This window comes from Pseudomonas sp. Sample_16, assembly GCF_004307665.1.
GTDB lineage: Bacteria > Pseudomonadota > Gammaproteobacteria > Pseudomonadales > Pseudomonadaceae > Aquipseudomonas.
Genome location: NZ_RCOB01000210.1, coordinates 21,980 through 40,838, shown reverse-complemented (window position 1 = coordinate 40,838; position 18,859 = coordinate 21,980). Strand labels below are relative to the sequence as shown.

Below are 18,859 nucleotides of genomic sequence, written 5' to 3'. Positions count from 1 at the left end.
GCTGGGCACCGGCGAACCAGTCCCCCATAAAATAATGCCGCATGCACAGGCGAAGTCCGCCAATGATGACGAGGCTGAGCCACCAGTAGTTGAAGACAATAGAACGCGGTACAACGGCTTCGTGGTTGCTGTACCAATAGACGACAACAGCCAGAATAAGTGACGAAAGGCTGACGGCTTTAATGATGGCTATCAATGCATCATTGCCGAAATAACGCATTACAGCTCTATACATTCCGAAACGAATGAACAACGGGATGGCTACGAGAGGGGCACTGACGAAAAGCCAAAAATGTACCCTGAATGGGTTATACATATCATCGATACCCAAACGGACGATGAATGCCAACCACAAAGCAGCCCAGACGAGAACAATATCAGTGGCAACCTGAATCAACCTTTTTCGGCGCCGGGGAAGACCTACTAGATAGGCTCTGATCTTATCCATAAACCCTTCAAACACCTCTGTCCTCCTATCAGCACCCTTTTTCATTGTGGTGAGATCTCATGGGGCCTGCGCGATCACTCTAAACCTAACGACCTATCACTTCTTGCTTAGTTCTTCACAGTAGACTCTTCCGGATCTCCGGCACGGAATTTATTAGCCAGAACGATCAGCGGTGCGTAGGCCAAAACGACTCCGAAAACCCCGTCCATATCAAAGTGTGTAACGCAAACGGCTAACGGCAACAGCCAGAAAATATTGATCGCGCCCACCGCTAGGGTGACTGGCAAATGTTTACCAAAGCGACGTGAGGCGAATTGATAGGCATGGCTCCTATGTGCTTCATAAACCCTCTCAGCTCTTGACAAACGTCGAATTAACGTGAAAGTCGCATCAACAATGAACACCCCAAGCAAAATCAACCACCCCCACAGCATCGGTGTATAAACCCACGCCGCCTGTAAAGAAAGCCCGCCTAGTGTAATGCCCAGAAAACCGCTTCCGGCGTCGCCCATGAAAATCTTTGCAGGCGGGAAATTCCAGCAAAGAAATCCTGCAACGGAAACCGCAAGCAACAACGGCCCCCAAATCAGCGTGTCGAGACCCGCCAACCAGTAAAGGAGGCACGCGCCCAGACAAGCGGAAATAGCTTCGACGCTGGCAATGCCATCGATGCCGTCCATGAAGTTATAGAGATTGAGTAACCACACCAGATAAAAAGCAGCCAGCACATGACCTGCCCACCCCAGATCGACCTGGATGCCGAACAGATCAATGGCCGGCAATCCACCCATCCAGACGAGCAGCCAGGTCGCCGCGGCAAAATGGCCGAGCAAACGCCAACGCGCGGCGATGTGACCATGGTCGTCCATAAAACCGATAATCGCTATAAAAATCCCTGACCCAGCGATCGCGAAAAAGATCGATGGAGAAGTCAGTCCTGCACCGTACAGAAAAACCAACGACATGATGAAAGCCACGACAATGGCGACGCCGCCACCCCGCGGTGTCGCGACCACATGGGAACTACGAGCATTCGGAACGTCCATCAGGCTTCGAGATATCGCGTACTTACGTAATGCCGCCGTCAGTAAAAAAGAAAGACCGGCAGCCACCGGAATAAACCACGCATAACTCATTATTTGTGAGACTCCAGAAAATACTGTGCCGCCGATTTCAATCCATCATCCAGACTTACGGGTGGATGCCAGCCCAGTAGTTTTTGAGTTTTCTTGATATCGACCTGTAATGAGCCAAAAAGCCTCTGCGCGGTTGCACGTCGTCCCAACAAGCCGGCCAGGAACACCAGCACTGCTGCTGGAATGGGTACGAGCCAGGTTTTGACACCCAGATAAGTGATCAGGCGCAGCATGAGCTGGGTCGTTGAAACGTCTTCGTCATCGCTTACCAGAAATACCTGATTCATGGCCTGGGGATGATCGATGCACGTCGTGACCAGATCAACGACATTGTCCAGTGAGACAAGACTTCGATAATTGTTCACGGCCCCGAACGGTAGTGGGACGCCCTTTACCAGCCAGCGCATCATTTGCAGAAAATTCGCGCCCACACCGGCACCATAAATAAGGACCGGACGAATGATGACAACTTCAATCGCTCCCGTATTGGCAAGTTGCAGAAGTTGCTGTTCGGCTTCGTACTTGGAAATACCGTAAGGATCCAAAGGGTGCGGAATATCATCTGCCGAGAAAGCACTTCCGGGCAAAGTCGTTTCTCCATTGACCTTGATCGAACTGATAAAGACCAATCTCTTAACGCCCGCCTTTATCGCCTGGCGTGCAAGATTAAGCGTGCCTTCAACATTAGTCGCACGAAACATCTCCAGCGACTGCGCTGGGTCTTCGTGCATAACGTGTACTCGTGCTGCTGAATGCACAACCACACTCACACCCGCTAGTGACGACGTCCAATCGGTGGATTGATCAATGTTTGGTATATGAGTTTTTTCTACGGAATTGGGTAACTTGCTATTCAAATTTCTAAGAGGCGCTACAACCGATGTTTCCGGCAAAGCGCACAAACGCCTGACTACGGCACCTCCCAGAAACCCTGTCGCGCCGGTCACAAGTATTTTTTTTGACATTTCAAACCAATTCAAAAAATAGATAGCATTGGAATAATCTATCACGAAAAGTCGTCATTTTGAGCGCTCAATTTGTGCGAAGCGCCTCACCCTGCCCCTTATGGAGCACAAGCCAGCCAGCTGAAAAAAAACACAAAGCCCTGCGTCTCAGCACAATTCGCCATTACACAGGTTGGAGCAAACACGCGGTAGAGATAGAATCCCCCCCAATTTTGACTAAACGCTCGATGAATAGAGCCGCAGACGCTTCGCAGAGATGAGTGGCGTCGGTAAGTCATTCAAAATACATACTAATTTAGCAGGCTACACCTCGAAGGGAGCATATCGATGCAGCAAATCAATAATCTCAGCGCGAAAATTGCAAAATATCGCGATCAGATCGATGCATCCATTCAGCGCGTGGTCTCCAGCGGATGGGTAGTCCTGGGGCCAGAGGTCAAACGTTTTGAATCATCCTTCGCCGAATATCTGGGCGCCAACCACTGCGTAACCGTAGCCAATGGCACCGATGCAATCGAATTGGCCCTCAAGGCATTGGGTGTCGAAAAAGGTGACATCGTCGCTACGGTCGCCAACGCGGGCATGTATACCACCACGTCGGTCCTGGCCATAGGCGCGGTCCCGGCCTTCATGGATGTCGACTTCGATACCCAAGTCGTCACACTCGGTGAAGTTAAACGTGCAGTTGAAGCGGGCGCCAAAGTCGTCGTCGTCACTCACCTTTATGGCTTGGCCATCCCGCAAATCCAGGAAATTGCGACGTTCTGTGCGGACAATGGCATTCCACTCCTGGAAGACTGCGCACAAGCTCACGGCGCCAGCATGCATGGCAAACGTGTAGGCACATTCGGCGACGCTTCGAGCTTCAGTTTCTACCCGACAAAAAACCTCGGTGCCCTTGGCGATGGTGGTGCAGTCGTCACCAACTCTGCCGAGATCGCGCAGCAAGTAGCTCAATTGCGTCAATACGGCTGGTCCTCCAAATATTGCGTGGAGTTGGGCGGCGCCAGAAACAGCCGCCTGGATGAAATGCAAGCCGCTATTCTCTCCGAGTTTCTGCCGCACCTTGATCAAGGCAACGGGCGACGCAACGAGATTGCCAAACGTTATCGCACTGAAATCAGGCAGCCCGAGATTGTTCACCCGCAAGGCGACAGCGATGCCTGGGTCGCTCACCTGTATGTGATCAAGAGCGTGAAACGTGACGCCTTGCAGCAACATCTACGCGGCGTGCAAATCGCTTCCGAAGTTCACTATCCGATTCCTGACTACCAGCAACCCGTGTTCAAGAATGTCCATGCCGACTTCCACTTGGCCAACACCGAGCGTCTGGCCAAAGAAATTCTGACACTGCCATGCTATCCAGAAATGGAAGAGCATGAAGTCAGCGCAGTGATCAAAGCCGTCAACGGATGGGCTGCATGACGTACTCGATCATCATCCCGGTTTACAAAAACGCAGAATCCATTCCGCGCTTGATTCAGGTACTCAGCGAAATCAATGAGAGCCTCAACAACCAATTAGAAGCGGTTTTTGTCGTTGATGGCAGCCCGGATGCATCGTTTGCATTGATTCAAAAAGAACTTCCGAACCTGCCTTTTGCAGCACAGCTACTGGCGCATTCGCGCAACTTCGGTTCCTTCCCGGCGATTCGAACAGGTTTGATGGCGGCCACCGGTGAGTACTTCGGCGTGATGGCTGCTGACCTGCAGGAGCCACCGGAACTGCTGATCAGCTTCTTTCAATCCCTTTCAAATGATGAGTGCGACGTAGCCATCGGCACGCGCAATGCCCGAAATGATCCCTTGTTGAGCCGCATGGCGTCTTCGATGTTCTGGGGGCTTTACCGAAAGCTGGTCGTTCATGACATGCCTAAAGGTGGCGTCGACATCTTTGGCTGCAATAACACGTTCAAAGAGCAGCTGCTGAAGCTTGAAGAATCGCGCTCGTCATTGATTGCATTGATCTTCTGGCTCGGTTTCCGAAGAAAGTTCGTCGATTACGATCGCCAGGTTCGTCAGGAAGGCAAATCCGCCTGGACGTTCAAGAAGAAGCTGGAATACATGATGGACAGCATCTTCGCCTTCACGGACTACCCTATTCGTCTACTGATTAAAATGGGCACGATCGGTTCATTAATGTCAGTCGCAATAGGCCTGATGGTCATCATTGCAAGAATACACGGCACCATCGCGGTACCGGGGTACGCGGCCACCATGGTCGTGGTCTTGCTGCTGGGCACTTTGAATCTTCTGGGCCTGGGCCTTGTGGGCACCTACGCCTGGCGTGCTTATGAAAACACCAAACAACGACCATTGGCAGTCGTGAGCATACAGTTGAACAACCGAGAGCAAATCAGCCATGTCTAACCCGACGATTCATCCTAGCGCAGATGTCAAGAGCTCCAACATTGGCCAAAACACCCGTGTTTGGCAGTATGTTGTCATTTTCCCTGAGGCTGTGATCGGTGCGGATGTGAACGTCTGCTCTCATTGCCTGATTGAAAACGATGTCGTCATCGGCGACAGAACGACGATCAAGTCAGGCGTTTATGTCTGGAATGGCCTCAGGATTGGCAACGATGTGTTCATTGGTCCGAACGTCACCTTCACCAATGACAAGTTTCCTCGTTCCAAGGTCTATCCGGAAACGTTTCTCCCAACCGTAATACACGACAAGGCTTCGATCGGAGGCGGTGCTGTGATCCTTCCTGGCGTCACCATTGGTATGGGTGCGATGGTTGGAGCAGGTGCGGTGGTCACAAAATCAGTGCCCCCGTATGCAATCGTGACCGGGTCGCCTGCGCGGATTACCGGCTATGTCGAGAACTCCGCGATAAGTGACAACAGCGAAAAACCGAAGCTCGTTGAAGACACAGCGTCGCAAAAAGGGATTACAAGACTTGGGGTGGGTGACGTCACCACACACAACTTCAAATTCGTTGGGGACATGCGCGGTGATTTGTCGGTGGGCGAATTCGAGAAGGAAATCCCTTTTATTCCAAAACGCTATTTCCTGGTATTCAACGTCCCCAGTCAAAAAACCCGCGGCGAACATGCTCATCACAACTGCCATCAGTTCCTCATCTGCGTGAAAGGGAGCTGTGCCGTCGTGGTTGATGACGGTCAAAACCGCGCTGAAGTGATGCTTGATGCTCCGAATAAAGGTATTTACTTGCCGCCTTTGACGTGGGGCATTCAGTACAAGTACTCCGAGGATGCAGTGCTGCTGGTATTTACGTCTGACTACTATGACGCGGCGGATTACATTCGGGATTACTCCGAGTTTTTGAAAATTACAGGTTCGAAAAACTAGTGGGCATCACCGTCTCAAAAGAAAACTTACGCCGATGGGTTTCCTTTCTGATAGGGGGGTGTCTGAACACCCTCCTGACCTATGGAATCTATTTGTTGTTGAACATGTACTTGAGTTATCAAAAATCTTATGTAATTGCCTACGTAAGCGGAATAGTTTTCTCATACTTGTTTAACGCACAAGTTGTTTTCAATGTGAAAAAATCATGGAAAGGGTTAATGGCTTATCCCTTAGTGTATTTACTCCAGTATGCATTAGGCGCTCTATTGCTTAGTCTTATGGTGGAGAAATTAGGGATACCTGAAGAATTAGCCCCGCTTTTGATCATTGTCCTGCTTCTGCCTGTGACTTACTTGCTGAGCAAAACAATACTTAAAGCCACACATCAGCCCAAGACAGGCATGGATCAGTAGAGCCAGATGACCAACATAACGGAACAACTTCTATCAAAAAAGCTTTCCCCTTCCCATTCTTGTGTTGCCGCGAAATTCTGGATGGCCCATACCTTACCCGTTGCTATATTAGTGCTGGCATTGTGGATACCTTACGGATTTTCACTAATCGGCCTGATAGAAGAATGGGGATTGCTCGGGGCATTCACTACACACGGACTTTTTTTCGTAACTGACACTACTAGTCCCTTGGCTGCTCATGCGTTAAGGCCTCTGACGATTCTCCCTCAAGCCATTGCTTACTATTTAGACCCCTATTCATTCAAATACTGGAATGTGCTGCTTGCACTCTCACTGTGCGTAAAGGGCTCGAGCCTAAGCTACATAACAAACTATGTTACTGGCTCACTCAAGTGGGGAATGATCGCGGGTTTGCTGATCGTAGTTTTTCCAGCCGACACGATGCAATTATCGTTTAGAGCGCTGCATATAAACTGGGCACTTAGCTCATTGCTGCTTGGAACCGCTCTATTCGTAGCCGCACTGCAGGCAAAATCGGCAATCATGTCGTATTTACTGCGTGTCGTATCAGCCATCCTGCTGATGGCCGCTTGCGCTATGTATGAGGCCTCACTGCTGCTTTCTGTGCTGCCAATTCTATTAATCCTTGTAAAGTCGGATTTTAAATCAGCCGTCTTTCAACTGCGCCAGCAGATATGGAAACATCTCATTTGGCTGACGGGTGCTTTTGCCTATATTGCCTATGTCATTCACACTGCCCCTCTCATTAACAGCTATCAGAGCGGCATTGCAGGCAGTTCCAGCATTGTCAGCACAATCATGCACTCACTCCCCAATCTGTTCTCGATAGGCTTGCTGAGAACGACGCTGGGAGGTTGGTATGATGCAACAAGAATAACCACGGTGGAATTCAGCACTTATTGGTACGCCATCAGTGTGATGCTTGTAATATCGTTGACATTCTACCTACTGCTATCCGGCTATCGAAAAGCGAAATCAGCAGAAAGCGCAATCTCAACGGCGATTCCCGTTCGATTGTTGATTGCTGGCGTCATATTGGTACTTTTAGGGTACGCCCCATTTTTACTGTCGACATCCCATCAGGCGATAAGCCAACGCACGTTCTTGTTCGCAACACCCGGCGGTGTATTCGTAACGCTCGCCGTGCTTATAGCAATCGGCAAAGCGAGCAAAAACCTGGCAACCCTTTGCGCGGCCCTACTGGTTTTTATCGGATTCTCAACACAACTGTATCAATTCCACCACTACGTCAAAATATCAGACAGACAGCGTAATATTATAAAAAATATTGTCGGAAATTTTGATGGGAAAAACAGCAACAAAACAATGGTAATAACTGATAAAACCAACCAACTCAACAGCACATGGATGTTTATAAACGAAAACTTACAGGCAACCCTTAATTACGTCTACGGGCATACCTTCAACGCGATTGAAGTTTGCCACGAACAGGGCAATGAGTGGCAGCACACGGATAGCGTAGGACGCAAAGGTACCTGCGAAGAAACAGCTGAAGACTGGATCTTTCACTACCCCACGTCTATAAGTGGTCCTGGATTCGAACCGACCAAGCAATTAGAAGATAAAAAGCTGCCCAAGTCTCAGACCGTTGCCATTACAGTAAATCCAGATGACAAGCCCAACGAAACTCCAAACCGCGCAGAAATGTTACGAGGCGACCAAAGCCGCACAGGCGCGATTTATCGTGGGTTCATCGATAAAGCTGACTATCATAATCTTCTGATTGGTTTCACTGATCAGGAATCGAGCGACCACTACTTCTGGGGATTTGGTAACTGGTGGAGTATGGAGCTACCAATAGCGGGGTCGGGATGGCGCGAGGCCGAGTGGACCGTTAATAAATTCCAGCATAACGCCTCAGCCTGGAAAACGAATAAGCAGTCTTCCCTTGACTTTAATTTTGTACCGAAATCATCGCATTATCGATTGAAAGGTCAGTTTGACATAATAGTCAGCCCATCTATAAAAGCCAGTATGAAAATCGAAATAAACGGTATCGATATTCCATTCCAGTGGAACGATGCCAATCAGTTTGAAGCGGAACTCATGAAAAATCAACTCCGCGACGGAGTGAACACCGTAGCTTTCATAAGTGACGTTGACGAAAATTACTACGGCTTCGCCGGAAGATTAGATTGGATTGAAATAAAAAAATAATACATGCAATCGAATAATTAAATATTAAATAATTGTTAATGACTCCGAGAAAAACTAGAGTCTTAAATAAAAAAGGACAACCGATGGAAGTTTTGTCAAAACTAGAGAGCAAACCCACTCTCTATTCATTACTAGAGAGCAAACCCGAACTCTACTCTTTCTTTACGGTATTTTTTATACTGTTTGTAACGCACCAGTTTTTTGATGTTGTAGACTTTCCTTACGACTCTACAACCTATTGGAATTTGAGCACTCCTGCATTCATTGCAAATTTCCCTGACATTGTGAGGGGCTACGTCTACGCCTACCTGCTATTTCCTATTCATGCTTTAACCGATGCCATAAATGACACAGGTCGTGTTATTTTCAGGATCAGCACTTCTGCTATCTATGCCTATCTTTTGACAGGCCCGGTAGCGAATTTTTTCCTACAGTGCTTTGGTGGTCGCCTTACCTTTATACGTCGTATCGTATTTGCATTGCTTGCAATTGCCGTTTTTCCCGGATTATTCCTATATCCGCTGTCTGATATGCCCGCCGCACTCGCTATGATAATTGCCATTGCATTCGCAGGCAGTGCAAAACGGAAGTACTGGCTAGCATTTCTGTTTTTTTCTGGCGCGGCGGCTAGTGCAGCTTACAACATTCGAACCATCTATCTCTTTGCTTTCATTGCACTGCTATTTATTGTTCCGCTTGTCTTCCTGCGTAGCAAATCATGGAACGCTCGGGGGCTTGGGATGGTTGCGTTTATTTTAGGGGCATTTGTCGTTGCCCTGCCGCAGATGGCCATCAATAAACGTATTCATGACGTAGCCACTCCTTTAGTGTTCGCCACTGTCAAAGGCAAATCCTTGATGGCGACACAGTTATATTGGGGTGTAACGATACAGCGTTACGAAACCTACAATGGTGGAGATACCCCCGCACCTAGCCTCTACTATAGGGATCCCGCTGGAATTGCATTGCGTTCACTTGATGAATCGCTGTTCACTGACGATCCAACTATCGGTGGATACATCGCACTGGTTGCGAAACACCCAGTTCAGTTTCTTGGCATCTACGGAAGGCACTTCATTAATGGCATCGATGTTCGCGATGGGCTCGTTTACGTCACGAAGCCTTCTATCAACAAAAGTGTCGTAGCTTTTCTCTGCTACAGCCTATTCTTTTTTGGCGCTCTGATTTTTTGCACAAGACAAAATCCTCGACGGATAGAAGTCGCTTACCTCACTCCCCTACTTATCCCAGTACTCGCGATACTTCCAGGAGCAGTCGAAACCCGATTTTTCATGCCTCTTTATCTCGTGTTGTTCGGTGCCATTGCAACCCAATTCGAATGGTCAGACTTTTCCAGGCTTCTAAAGAAGCACTGGCTGCCGATACTCGCTGCTTATACTTTGCTCGCGGCCTCATTTCTAGCAATAACAACTGCTGCCATGGCCTGCGTATCGTATAGCCTACCCTGATCTTTATCGATGTTAGCCGTACTGTGAGACATATCGATAGCAGTACGGCGTCTTTTAAAGCGCAAGTGTCCTATCCTTGTTCAGACCTGCTACGAGGCTCTCCTTCACTCTTGCTACGATAGGCTGCAATGAACACAAGTCGCAGAAATAAAAGCACGTTTCAACTGCCATCTAGCCGATAGAGAGCATGGTCATTTTTTCAGGTAAAAACTCAATAATGAATGCGCCGAGAATCACCGCATCAGATCACATCTCGAAAAAATTTGCTGTAGAATGCCGCGAAACTTAGGAGGCCGGAATGTCAGCACCAAATGAGAGGCTAGAGACGATCCCAGCGCTTACTGGAATGCGATTTATTGCAGCGTTAATGGTATTTTTTTCTCACTACCCAATAACGGGTCTTGGTGAGTTACCAGAGAGGATTATGGCCTCTGGTTACGCGGGAGTTACATTTTTCTTCGTACTATCTGGATTTATTATTACCTACAACTATATAGACAAATTCGAATCAAACCCATTAAATAACACTCCTAAATACCTATGGGCTAGGTTCAGTAGAGTTTACCCGCTGTACATATTGACTATGCTTTTCGTTTGGTTACAGAAAGATGCAGCGACCCCGCTAACAATTTATCTGTTTGCAGCACAAGCCTGGCACCCAGACGCTAGCGTAGTAGGAGGTCTTAACAGTCCTGCTTGGAGTATAAGCGTTGAGGCTTTTTTATACTTTTGTTTCCCAATCCTAATTCCTGCATTCATGCGGCTTGGCATTCTACAACCTGGCATCAAAATGCTAACTGCAGCGCTTCTAGTCGTTACCATCCAGCTATCTTTGGCGGGATACTTAGCGCTGCCTCCAAGGCATGATTTGCCTTTCACAGACCCCGACTCAGCGCACCGATGGCTATATAACTTTCCGCTTACAAGGGTGCTAGATTTCATCCTTGGAATTTTTGCTGCTACCTATTACTGCAGAAGTACAAAAAACAAAAACAATGAAAAATATTGGAGCTACGTTTGCTACAGCTCAATACTTGCCCTCATCGCTCTCATGGCATCAAAAGCAAACTATCTATCCTCATTCAGTTGGGATGCATCATACGCAGGATTATTTACTCTACTTATACTTGCAACTGCCAAGACTAATAAAAGCCCTGTGAGCAGACTTTTATCAACCAGTCCTGCTGTTTTATTAGGTGAGGCATCGTTCGCTTTCTACTTAATACATATTATTGCGCTCCCCTTATTTGCACTGAATATCAACAGATCATTTTTCACTGGATTAGCATTTGAGCTTCTGTTTTTGGGATTGATTATGACAATGTCAATCGGACTGCATTTATCTGTAGAAAAACCATGCAGGCGTTGGTTGATGCAATTGGTGAAAAGCCGAGATGCGCAGCCTATTTCCGCAACGAAGGAAAATTAGCTCAGAGCGTTAATCAATAGGACGTACTAAGTGTTAAAAGTTACACAACCACTTTGAATGCCGACAAATGCCAAGCATTGAAATTGCGAGATTTCAAGGTAATAGCTTTATCTCTGTGGCGCCCCCATCTAGGGGGTGGATGCATTGCTATAATACTTAGACTAGTAGTGCATTTATTTTAACTTTTTTAGTGCTCGCGCTAATCACTTCAAAAGCGATAGATATACATCACTGTAAGACTTAACCATATCATCAGCCTTAAAATATTCTTCATATCGCTTTAGAGCATTCTCGCCCATTTTTGCTGCACCCACCGGGTCATTCCATAACTTCGTCATAGCTCTGGCCAGAGATGCACTGTCTCCCGGCAGCGCTACATAGCCCGTCTCACCCTCGATGTTAATGTACGTGGTACCGGTTCCTATCTCGCAGGAAATCAATGGTTTCCCGTACATCGCCCCTTCGAGCAGGGTGATCCCGAAGGCTTCAGACCTGAGGTGGGAAGGAAACACCAAAGCGAAACACAAGGTCATCAGAGCGGCCTTGTCAGCGTCCGGCAGGCCCCCGACAAAATAGACATTATCCAGGTTCGCGTCTTTGGCCTTCTGTTTCAGTGCCATTTCCATGGGGCCTTTGCCCATGATCACGACCGGCAGCTTTGTTTGCTGAGCAGCTTCCAGAAGAAAGTCGAGGCCTTTGTAGTAACGGAGCGCCCCGACAAACAGGAAGAAGCGCTCACCTACTGTCTCACGCCAATGAGCCAGCGACGCGTCAGTCACCACAGGATATGTTTTGCGATCGATCCCGATCGGGATTACTCTGACTTTATCCACGTACTTACCCAGTGTCTCGCTACTGGCGACATAGTTGGGTGAAGAGGCAACGATAACGTCGACATTTCGGAGAAATGCGTGCAAGAGCGGATTATAGAGTCGGAGCAACGTCTGCTGCTTCACGATATCCGAATGATAAGTAACAACGGTCGGCTTCTTCACTCTGGAAAGAAAGTGGACCATGTCCATGAATGGCCATGGAAAATGGTAATGGATAACATCGGCTTGCTCTGCGAGTTCGATGAAGTCCTTGATCGCGCCGATTGAAAAGCCGGTGGAAGCGATCTGAAGGTTTTGATATGACCGGTGGGTAATATGGTTTCCGAGCCGTTCGTTGCGCATTGCGCCACGGGGGCTAAGGTACAGGACTTCAGACTCTATACCGTGCTGTATCCCCCCCTCAGCGAGCTGAAAGATAACCTGCTCTATACCGCCCATGGTATCCGGGTAGTAAGTCTTGAAAAAATGCAGGATTTTCAAGATTTGTGCCCCAAAAACTTCGCAGGAACTCCCACGTAAGTACCGGCCTTTTCCAGATTGCGATGGGCGCACGCACCGGCGCCCAGCATGACATCGTCTGCCACCTGCAGTCCGTCGATCACCGTTGAGCCCGCCCCCAGGAAGCAGCGATCGCCGACACGGCTCCGACCGGCGACCACAGCGCCAACGGAAATGTGGTTGTAGTCACCCACTACGCACTCATGTTCGACAATTGCACCAGTGTTGATAATACAACCACGTCCGACGGAAGCCATTGGCCCGATATGAGCGTGATGAGCAATAAAACTCCCCTCAGCAATTTGGGCTCCAACACCTATCGTGGCACTGGGAGAGATGAGAGTTGCTAAAGGCCATCCCTGTTGAATGACCCATCCGCATTGTTCTATTCGTTTTTTGTTGTCTCCCGCGGCGGGAATGACTGACCAATCCTCAGGCAACTCAAAATCCACGGACGCTTTCACGGGAAACGAACAAAACGACTCACCTGGTCTGGCGTTGGCGTCGATAAAGCACAATTGCGTGATACCCGATGAGAGTGCGACATCAGCCACGCTCCGGGCATGCCCGCCAAACCCTAGAATCAACAGCCCTGTGGTTGAAGTCATGCAGTGACCTCCGAAGGGATACCGTCGCCCGCGGAAATCGATTCAAGGACCGTGATGTGCTCGTTCACAACATCCGTCCAGGTTCGCTGAATCAGGCTTTGATAGATAGTTTTCTGCAGTGTCAGAAGCTCTTCTCGATGAGAAAGCGCCCAGTCAATACGACGTGACATATCTTCCCAATCAAACGGGTCAAAAAATGTCGTTTCCTGAAGTTCTGGCTGATTGAGTATTTCCTCAGTCACCGCGATTCGAGCCATGACCACAGGCGTATCTACGGACAGAGCCTCGGTAAAGGTGAATGGGCATCCTCCTTCACTCAGGCTAGGGTTGACTGCCAGATCTGCCAACTTATAACAGGCAGCAAGCTCCTGCACCGTCAAACCGTGCAAGCATAAAATGTCGTTCTCCAAGCCGTGTTCGGCAATGAACTTTTTGACCGCCGAATAACGCTCAGGATCACCGGTCAAAATCAGCTTGTGACTGATATATTTTTTTCTTAGAAGAAACTCGTAGGCCCGCAGTAACATCAGCAGGTTTTTGTTCGGCCTAAACTGACTTGCATAAAATATAAACTTGAACGATGTATTTGCAAAACCCACCGTATAGTTCTTATTGGAGGACTTGCGCATCGCACTACTAAGAAGCGTTTGTGAATAATGAAGCGACGTCGCTTCCAGATCCGCAAATCCTCGGGTTGTGACCCATTGGTTCAACATGTTCGGGGCATGGTGAATCACCGATACATTAGAAGCGCGTATCGAATACTGTTCGACCAGCGTGTCCCACTTGATCGCGTTGCTGTAAGTGACGTAATGCTGTCCAGTCTGAATCGATCGGCGAACATCCTCATAGGTTTGCAAAAAGCGTTCGCCTCCCACACTAGAGAAACCGACGGGGAAATCCGATAGCACTACATCCGGCACACACATCAGACGTGGACGATCTATTTTGTTGAAGGCGGGCCAAAAAGCAGTAGGACTGTACCAAGCTTTCACATCAGCCAGGCTATCAATCAAGTGAAGCATCCGCTCTGACTCGATTCTCTCCATCCGCTTATACAGTCGAAAAATAAAAGCGTCGTCCTTAGGCTGTCCAACTGCCCCTCGGGCCCGTGATAAATGGCGCCGAAAAGGCCGGGAAAGTCGTTTGAAAACAAACTTTAATTTTATTAAAAAAAGAACAACCAACCCCAGGATAATGATTGGGCTAATCAAAAGCGCAAGGCCTGCAAGAAAAAGCCCTTCTATGAGCAACACCGCCAAGCCCAAGTACGAGTTTGTCGTAACTAACTGCTGCTCAACGTGATCAATGGCAGCTTTTTTAATCGCTGAGACGCCATTGGAAAGCCTTTTGAACAGTCCAGGCTTGCGCTTACGTTTCTTTCGGGCTATGTAAGCTTCGTAAATGCGTAACACCATCGGCTTTTTCGAGGGGGAAACTAATTCAAAGCGCTCCTGTGAGACCCCTTCGCTGCGAAATAGATCTTCAAGGCCTTCTTTCGACCAACTCGGGCATACCAGGACAAAGCCCACGTCTTCTCGGTCGCTTGCACCTTTCAGAAAGGCAGCGAGGTATCTACCCAATCCTTCATGGCGCAAATCCAACCCTGGCGCGTAGGCCAGGTAAATACCATATTTATTTATAGACACTCTCTTATGACTCCCCAATATTGTGCCGCCAACTTCTCAACGCCTTGTTCTGCCAATACCTCAGGCGATGGAAGCAGGGCCTTCTTGGACAAGTAAGTCAATTCCATATCTTTTAACTGGTGCGCCATCTCTTTATAGTCGGAGGCATTCATCCAGGACAACTGCAGTGAAAATTGAATGTCCATCTCACGCATGGCGGGATAGTCACTGCTTAATGCCGGCACACCTAAGCTAGCGGCCTCAACAACACTGAATGAACCGTTGTCAATTTTACCGGCATGCCATAGAAACGTTGCATTCGCCAATGTACAACGGTATTCAAAGTCAGGGAGTTCACCAAGCCACTTAACTTTCTCCCATAATGCGGCGCTTGCATTAACCAATGCAGAAAGGGACTTAAGGTGCGGTTCACTACTCTCTAGCATATTGTCAGTGTTCACACCCGTCACATGACAGAAGAATTGACCTCCCAGCGCCTCATAATAAAATTTGAGCGCCTTCAGTGCGTTCACATGATTTTTATGCGCGCCGGCATTAGTTGTCCACAAGAAATAGGGCTGGTCGGGTGCCGACAATATCCCAGGTCCAACTTTTGAAAAGTCAGGAGCCAGCATAGGCACCTTAGCGATTCGATTCACTTCAACGCCTGCGTACTGAATGGCGTCCTGTTTCGTAAATTCAGTCGTTACAAGAAGCTTCTGCGCCCGACGCACAGCGCTGATAAAGTGTTCATCTCCACTTTTCGACAGTACCTTTTCATAGCGCTGGAGGTAGTCATAGACCATGAAAATGCAGGGCCGCAAAGGCACTAACGGAGCTTGAACACGATCAGAGACTATGATCCACGCGTCGCAGTCCAGAAGCTGTTTAATGCCATCATCCGGAACAACATATCTCACGGAGTCAGGTTCCCAGCCGTCGTGGCCTGCGTATCGCATGGCTCTGCGTGCGGTTTGCGCGTCGAGGGTTTTCCAGTGAAAGGTGCGAAGCTGAATTCTCTCATCCTGATCGGTAGGAACTTCTGCCTCATCATCAGCAGACTTCAAATGCAGGAGGACAACGTCGACATCTTCCCCCCACTGCCTGCTTCCTTCATGCAATGCTTCCGCTAGCAGGTGGGCCCCACGAAGGCTTCCCCCTCGATATTCGACAGGGACTACCACTGCGATTTTCTTGCGTTTGACTGGTCGCTGGCTTTGTTCCAAGCGACTGACTTCCAGCTCTTGCAGAATCTCCTTGAAGCTGCTTATCCAAGCGGCTTCACAGTTCTCTGCCCGCATCGGCTCCAGCAGTACCGCCTGACTTTTACGCACTTGCTCGATAAATTTCGAATCATCATTCAAGATGCGACGAATTTTCTCTCTCGCTTCTTTGACAGACTCGCATCGACCAGGAAGGGTCGCTCCCCCCATTCGATCAAGAATGCCACCACTCATGAAGACTAGTGGCATGCCGACGCGGATGGCTTCGAAAGGATGATAATGAATATGATTGGGTTCGCTTGAATGATAAAACATGACTCGCGACTCTCTCATATTGCGTTCATGTTCTTCGTGGGTGACAAATCCCAGCACATTTGGATCGTCCACTTCAATCGGCTGAGAACCGCCGATTTTGTAGGGCATCCCCTGCATGTCCGAAACGAAATCTTCGTATACTTTTTTATAGTAGCTACTGAAACCAATGTCCGGGCACACGAAAAAAATGTGCTTCTGCTTTCCGTTCCAGACATCATTGATCGCACAGTTGTTAAGGCCCAGTGGTAAAAAAGCCTTTCGTTTTTGCAGATACATGGGCTCCGAGTCAGCCAGATGGTCGTAGGCTATCCCCAACCAAAGCCGTCGACCGAGCTTCTTGACAGACTGTGTACCTAGAGATAAAACCTTAACCACTTCTGAATAACTTAGTGTTTTATCCAGGCCATAAGCACGCCAGATAGCCGCACCGGTAAATGATCTCGATACTTCATTCATGAAGCCTTTCGAATGGCAGATGAAAAAACAGATATCAAAGTATTTATTGGCAATATCCCAAGCTTCTTTGGAAGGTGCCACATACCAATTCTGCTGGTTCAATACTTCCAGATCTTCAGTTGGAATAGTTAGATTCGCATCTTCAGAATAATCAATGCTAGCCGAACGAAAACCGATTTCCTGTGGAAATGACTTTGGCAAAAAAAACTCATTGACGCCCAGAGACCTAAGCATTTCAAGCTCGAATTTACGAGCCGCACCATGATTCAGCAGCCACATCACACGAAGCGGTTTAGTTTGCATCAGCAAGTCCATTTATCTTCTTGTATTCAGCAATTGCGTCAGTGATTTTACCATCGAACAGCAACTCACCATGATGAAATACCAATCCTCGGGTACAGATGGATTGCAAGGCTCCAAAGTCATGAGAGGCAAGAACGAGAATTTCTGCTTTTTCGATCAGACTGGTTATTCTTACTTTCGCCTTTGCCATAAAGTTGGCATCGCCCGCACCAATAACTTCATCCAGCAACAATATGTCGCCGCCCACCGTGGTGGAAATAGCGAACGCAAGTCGCACTTGCATCCCGGCAGAATATGTTTTAATAGGGTAATCAATAAATTCGCCCAAATCAGCAAACTCGACGATTTCGTCGATTTTCTCTCGCATAAATTTGGGTGACAGACCAAGCAACAAACCTCGATAAAGGATATTTTCCCGCCCTGTCGCATCAGGTTCAAAACCCAAGCTTAAGTCGAACAAGGAACGAACCTGGCCTTGCACATTCAGTTCGCCGCTGGAGATAGGATACAAGCCGGCAACAGTCTTGAGGAATGTACTCTTACCCGCGCCATTATGACCAAGAAGCCCTACACGCTCGCCACTGACAATTTGAACATTTATATTCTTCAGCGCATGAATATCAGCTACATGATTATCAGCGTCTTTTTTTGAGAAGATATTCGCCAACAACGACTTTAACGAACGCTCCTTGTAAGCAGCGGCTGCATAATGGAGATTCACATTTTTTACATTGATCTGATTGATCTTATTCATTCTCATAGGTAAAAAATCACCTTCCGCTCTGCTTTGTAACCAACACACATCGCGATCAAGCCAAAAAACAAAGCGGTCCCTAAACTGTAGGAATAGTTAGCCAACGTTGGCCATTCCCCTTGTAATAGAGGCGCTCTAAACAACTGAAGAATGTGATAGATCGGGTTGTAGTCGATCAGGGCATGCAGTCCGCCGTTCTGAAACATTTTTGCTTCAAAGTACACCGGGGATACAAACCACAAAGACTGCATAACCAGGCCGAGCGCATGGGGAACGTCGCGAAAACGGGTGCTGATATAGGAGAGTAGAGTTGACACGGGCCATGCTATCAAAGCAACGATGGGGAATATCGTTAGGGTCGCCAACCAACTCCAACCGAAATTCTGAGGCATCATGATTGCGACCCAGAGATAGAGAGAAACGCTGGCCAGCATGAGCACGATTGAACTACCAATTACCGTACGCAGGGTATAAATTGCCAAAGGATGATTACATTGTTTTATGTAGGCATCCGCTTGAACGAATGACAAAGAGCCGCCAATAGTATTAGCCGAAATAAATTCCCACACGACTATCCCAGAAAGAACATAGGGGGCGTAGGTTAATACATCCGTATTGAACAGTTTGCTAAATACAAGCGTCAGGAGTACGGTCATGCCCAATGGTTGAATAATTGACCATGTCACACCAAAAAACGACCTGCGCCAGCGGGAACGCAAATCAGCCAGTGCAAGATGCACCCAAAAGTATCGAGCAGCCCAAACGCGCGAAAAATACGAAAACATTACTTCCCCTGAATAATTAAATTCGAAAGCCTGGACATTATTCGTCCTCTTTGAATTCTTATAAAAATTGAGGCTGTTGCCA

Annotated in this window: 15 protein-coding genes and 1 pseudogene; 7 read left to right on the top strand and 9 right to left on the bottom strand. The window is 48.1% G+C overall.

From position 1 onward, the window contains the following. From D8U69_RS27715 to D8U69_RS27705, 3 genes and pseudogenes are all read right to left on the bottom strand, one after another. A pseudogene (locus tag D8U69_RS27715) lies at positions 1-448 on the bottom strand (polysaccharide biosynthesis protein); the annotation flags it as partial. 107 nt (positions 449-555) lie between these two features. Beyond that, complete coding sequence (locus tag D8U69_RS27710; protein WP_130904122.1) at positions 556-1,584, bottom strand: glycosyltransferase family 4 protein; 1,029 nt, start codon at positions 1,582-1,584, stop codon at positions 556-558. Next, positions 1,584-2,549, bottom strand: a complete 966-nt coding sequence (locus D8U69_RS27705) for an SDR family oxidoreductase (RefSeq protein ID WP_177434602.1) — start codon at positions 2,547-2,549, stop codon at positions 1,584-1,586. The genes D8U69_RS27710 and D8U69_RS27705 overlap by 1 nt, the downstream gene beginning before the upstream one ends. 327 nt (positions 2,550-2,876) lie before the next feature. On the opposite strand from D8U69_RS27705, the gene D8U69_RS27700 reads away from it, so the two are divergent. The 7 genes from D8U69_RS27700 to D8U69_RS27670 all read left to right on the top strand — a co-directional run bounded on the left by D8U69_RS27700 (position 2,877) and on the right by D8U69_RS27670 (position 11,374). Then, a complete protein-coding gene (locus tag D8U69_RS27700; RefSeq protein WP_130904124.1) occupies positions 2,877-3,974 on the top strand; it encodes a DegT/DnrJ/EryC1/StrS family aminotransferase in 1,098 nt (365 codons plus the stop codon). Continuing rightward, positions 3,971-4,918: a glycosyltransferase family 2 protein gene (locus tag D8U69_RS27695; RefSeq protein ID WP_130908558.1), complete on the top strand. Its 948-nt coding sequence runs from the start codon at positions 3,971-3,973 to the stop codon at positions 4,916-4,918. The genes D8U69_RS27700 and D8U69_RS27695 overlap by 4 nt, the downstream gene beginning before the upstream one ends. Continuing rightward, the gene (locus D8U69_RS29985) at positions 4,911-5,864 is read left to right on the top strand and encodes a WxcM-like domain-containing protein (RefSeq protein WP_130908557.1); all 954 of its coding nucleotides are present in this window, start codon (positions 4,911-4,913) and stop codon (positions 5,862-5,864) included. Before D8U69_RS27695 ends, D8U69_RS29985 begins: the two co-directional genes overlap by 8 nt. After that, a complete protein-coding gene (locus tag D8U69_RS27685) occupies positions 5,864-6,277 on the top strand; it encodes a GtrA family protein (protein WP_241668703.1) in 414 nt (137 codons plus the stop codon). Before D8U69_RS29985 ends, D8U69_RS27685 begins: the two co-directional genes overlap by 1 nt. Positions 6,278-6,283: 6 nt before the next feature. Then, complete coding sequence (locus tag D8U69_RS27680) at positions 6,284-8,476, top strand: hypothetical protein (protein WP_130908556.1); 2,193 nt, start codon at positions 6,284-6,286, stop codon at positions 8,474-8,476. Positions 8,477-8,559: 83 nt separating this feature from the next. Continuing rightward, a complete protein-coding gene (locus D8U69_RS27675) occupies positions 8,560-9,945 on the top strand; it encodes a hypothetical protein (protein WP_130908555.1) in 1,386 nt (461 codons plus the stop codon). Positions 9,946-10,243: 298 nt separating this feature from the next. Next, the gene (locus D8U69_RS27670) at positions 10,244-11,374 is read left to right on the top strand and encodes an acyltransferase (protein ID WP_130908554.1); all 1,131 of its coding nucleotides are present in this window, start codon (positions 10,244-10,246) and stop codon (positions 11,372-11,374) included. A 203-nt stretch (positions 11,375-11,577) separates the two neighbouring features. On the opposite strand, the gene D8U69_RS27665 is transcribed toward D8U69_RS27670, so the two are convergent. The 6 genes from D8U69_RS27665 to D8U69_RS27640 are packed head-to-tail and all read right to left on the bottom strand — an operon-like array spanning position 11,578 to position 18,777. After that, a complete protein-coding gene (locus tag D8U69_RS27665; RefSeq protein WP_130908553.1) occupies positions 11,578-12,687 on the bottom strand; it encodes a glycosyltransferase family 4 protein in 1,110 nt (369 codons plus the stop codon). Beyond that, positions 12,684-13,313, bottom strand: coding sequence for an acetyltransferase (locus D8U69_RS27660; RefSeq protein ID WP_130908552.1), 630 nt, complete (start codon positions 13,311-13,313; stop codon positions 12,684-12,686). Before D8U69_RS27660 ends, D8U69_RS27665 begins: the two co-directional genes overlap by 4 nt. After that, positions 13,310-14,962, bottom strand: coding sequence for a glycosyltransferase (locus D8U69_RS27655; protein WP_241668702.1), 1,653 nt, complete (start codon positions 14,960-14,962; stop codon positions 13,310-13,312). Before D8U69_RS27655 ends, D8U69_RS27660 begins: the two co-directional genes overlap by 4 nt. Then, positions 14,953-17,250: a glycosyltransferase gene (locus D8U69_RS27650; RefSeq protein WP_241668701.1), complete on the bottom strand. Its 2,298-nt coding sequence runs from the start codon at positions 17,248-17,250 to the stop codon at positions 14,953-14,955. Before D8U69_RS27650 ends, D8U69_RS27655 begins: the two co-directional genes overlap by 10 nt. After that, on the bottom strand, positions 17,228-17,998 hold the full coding sequence (locus tag D8U69_RS27645; RefSeq protein ID WP_130904134.1) for an ABC transporter ATP-binding protein: 771 nt from the start codon (positions 17,996-17,998) through the stop codon (positions 17,228-17,230). The genes D8U69_RS27650 and D8U69_RS27645 overlap by 23 nt, the downstream gene beginning before the upstream one ends. Beyond that, the gene (locus tag D8U69_RS27640; RefSeq protein WP_130904135.1) at positions 17,995-18,777 is read right to left on the bottom strand and encodes an ABC transporter permease; all 783 of its coding nucleotides are present in this window, start codon (positions 18,775-18,777) and stop codon (positions 17,995-17,997) included. Before D8U69_RS27640 ends, D8U69_RS27645 begins: the two co-directional genes overlap by 4 nt. Positions 18,778-18,859 lie beyond the last annotated feature (82 nt).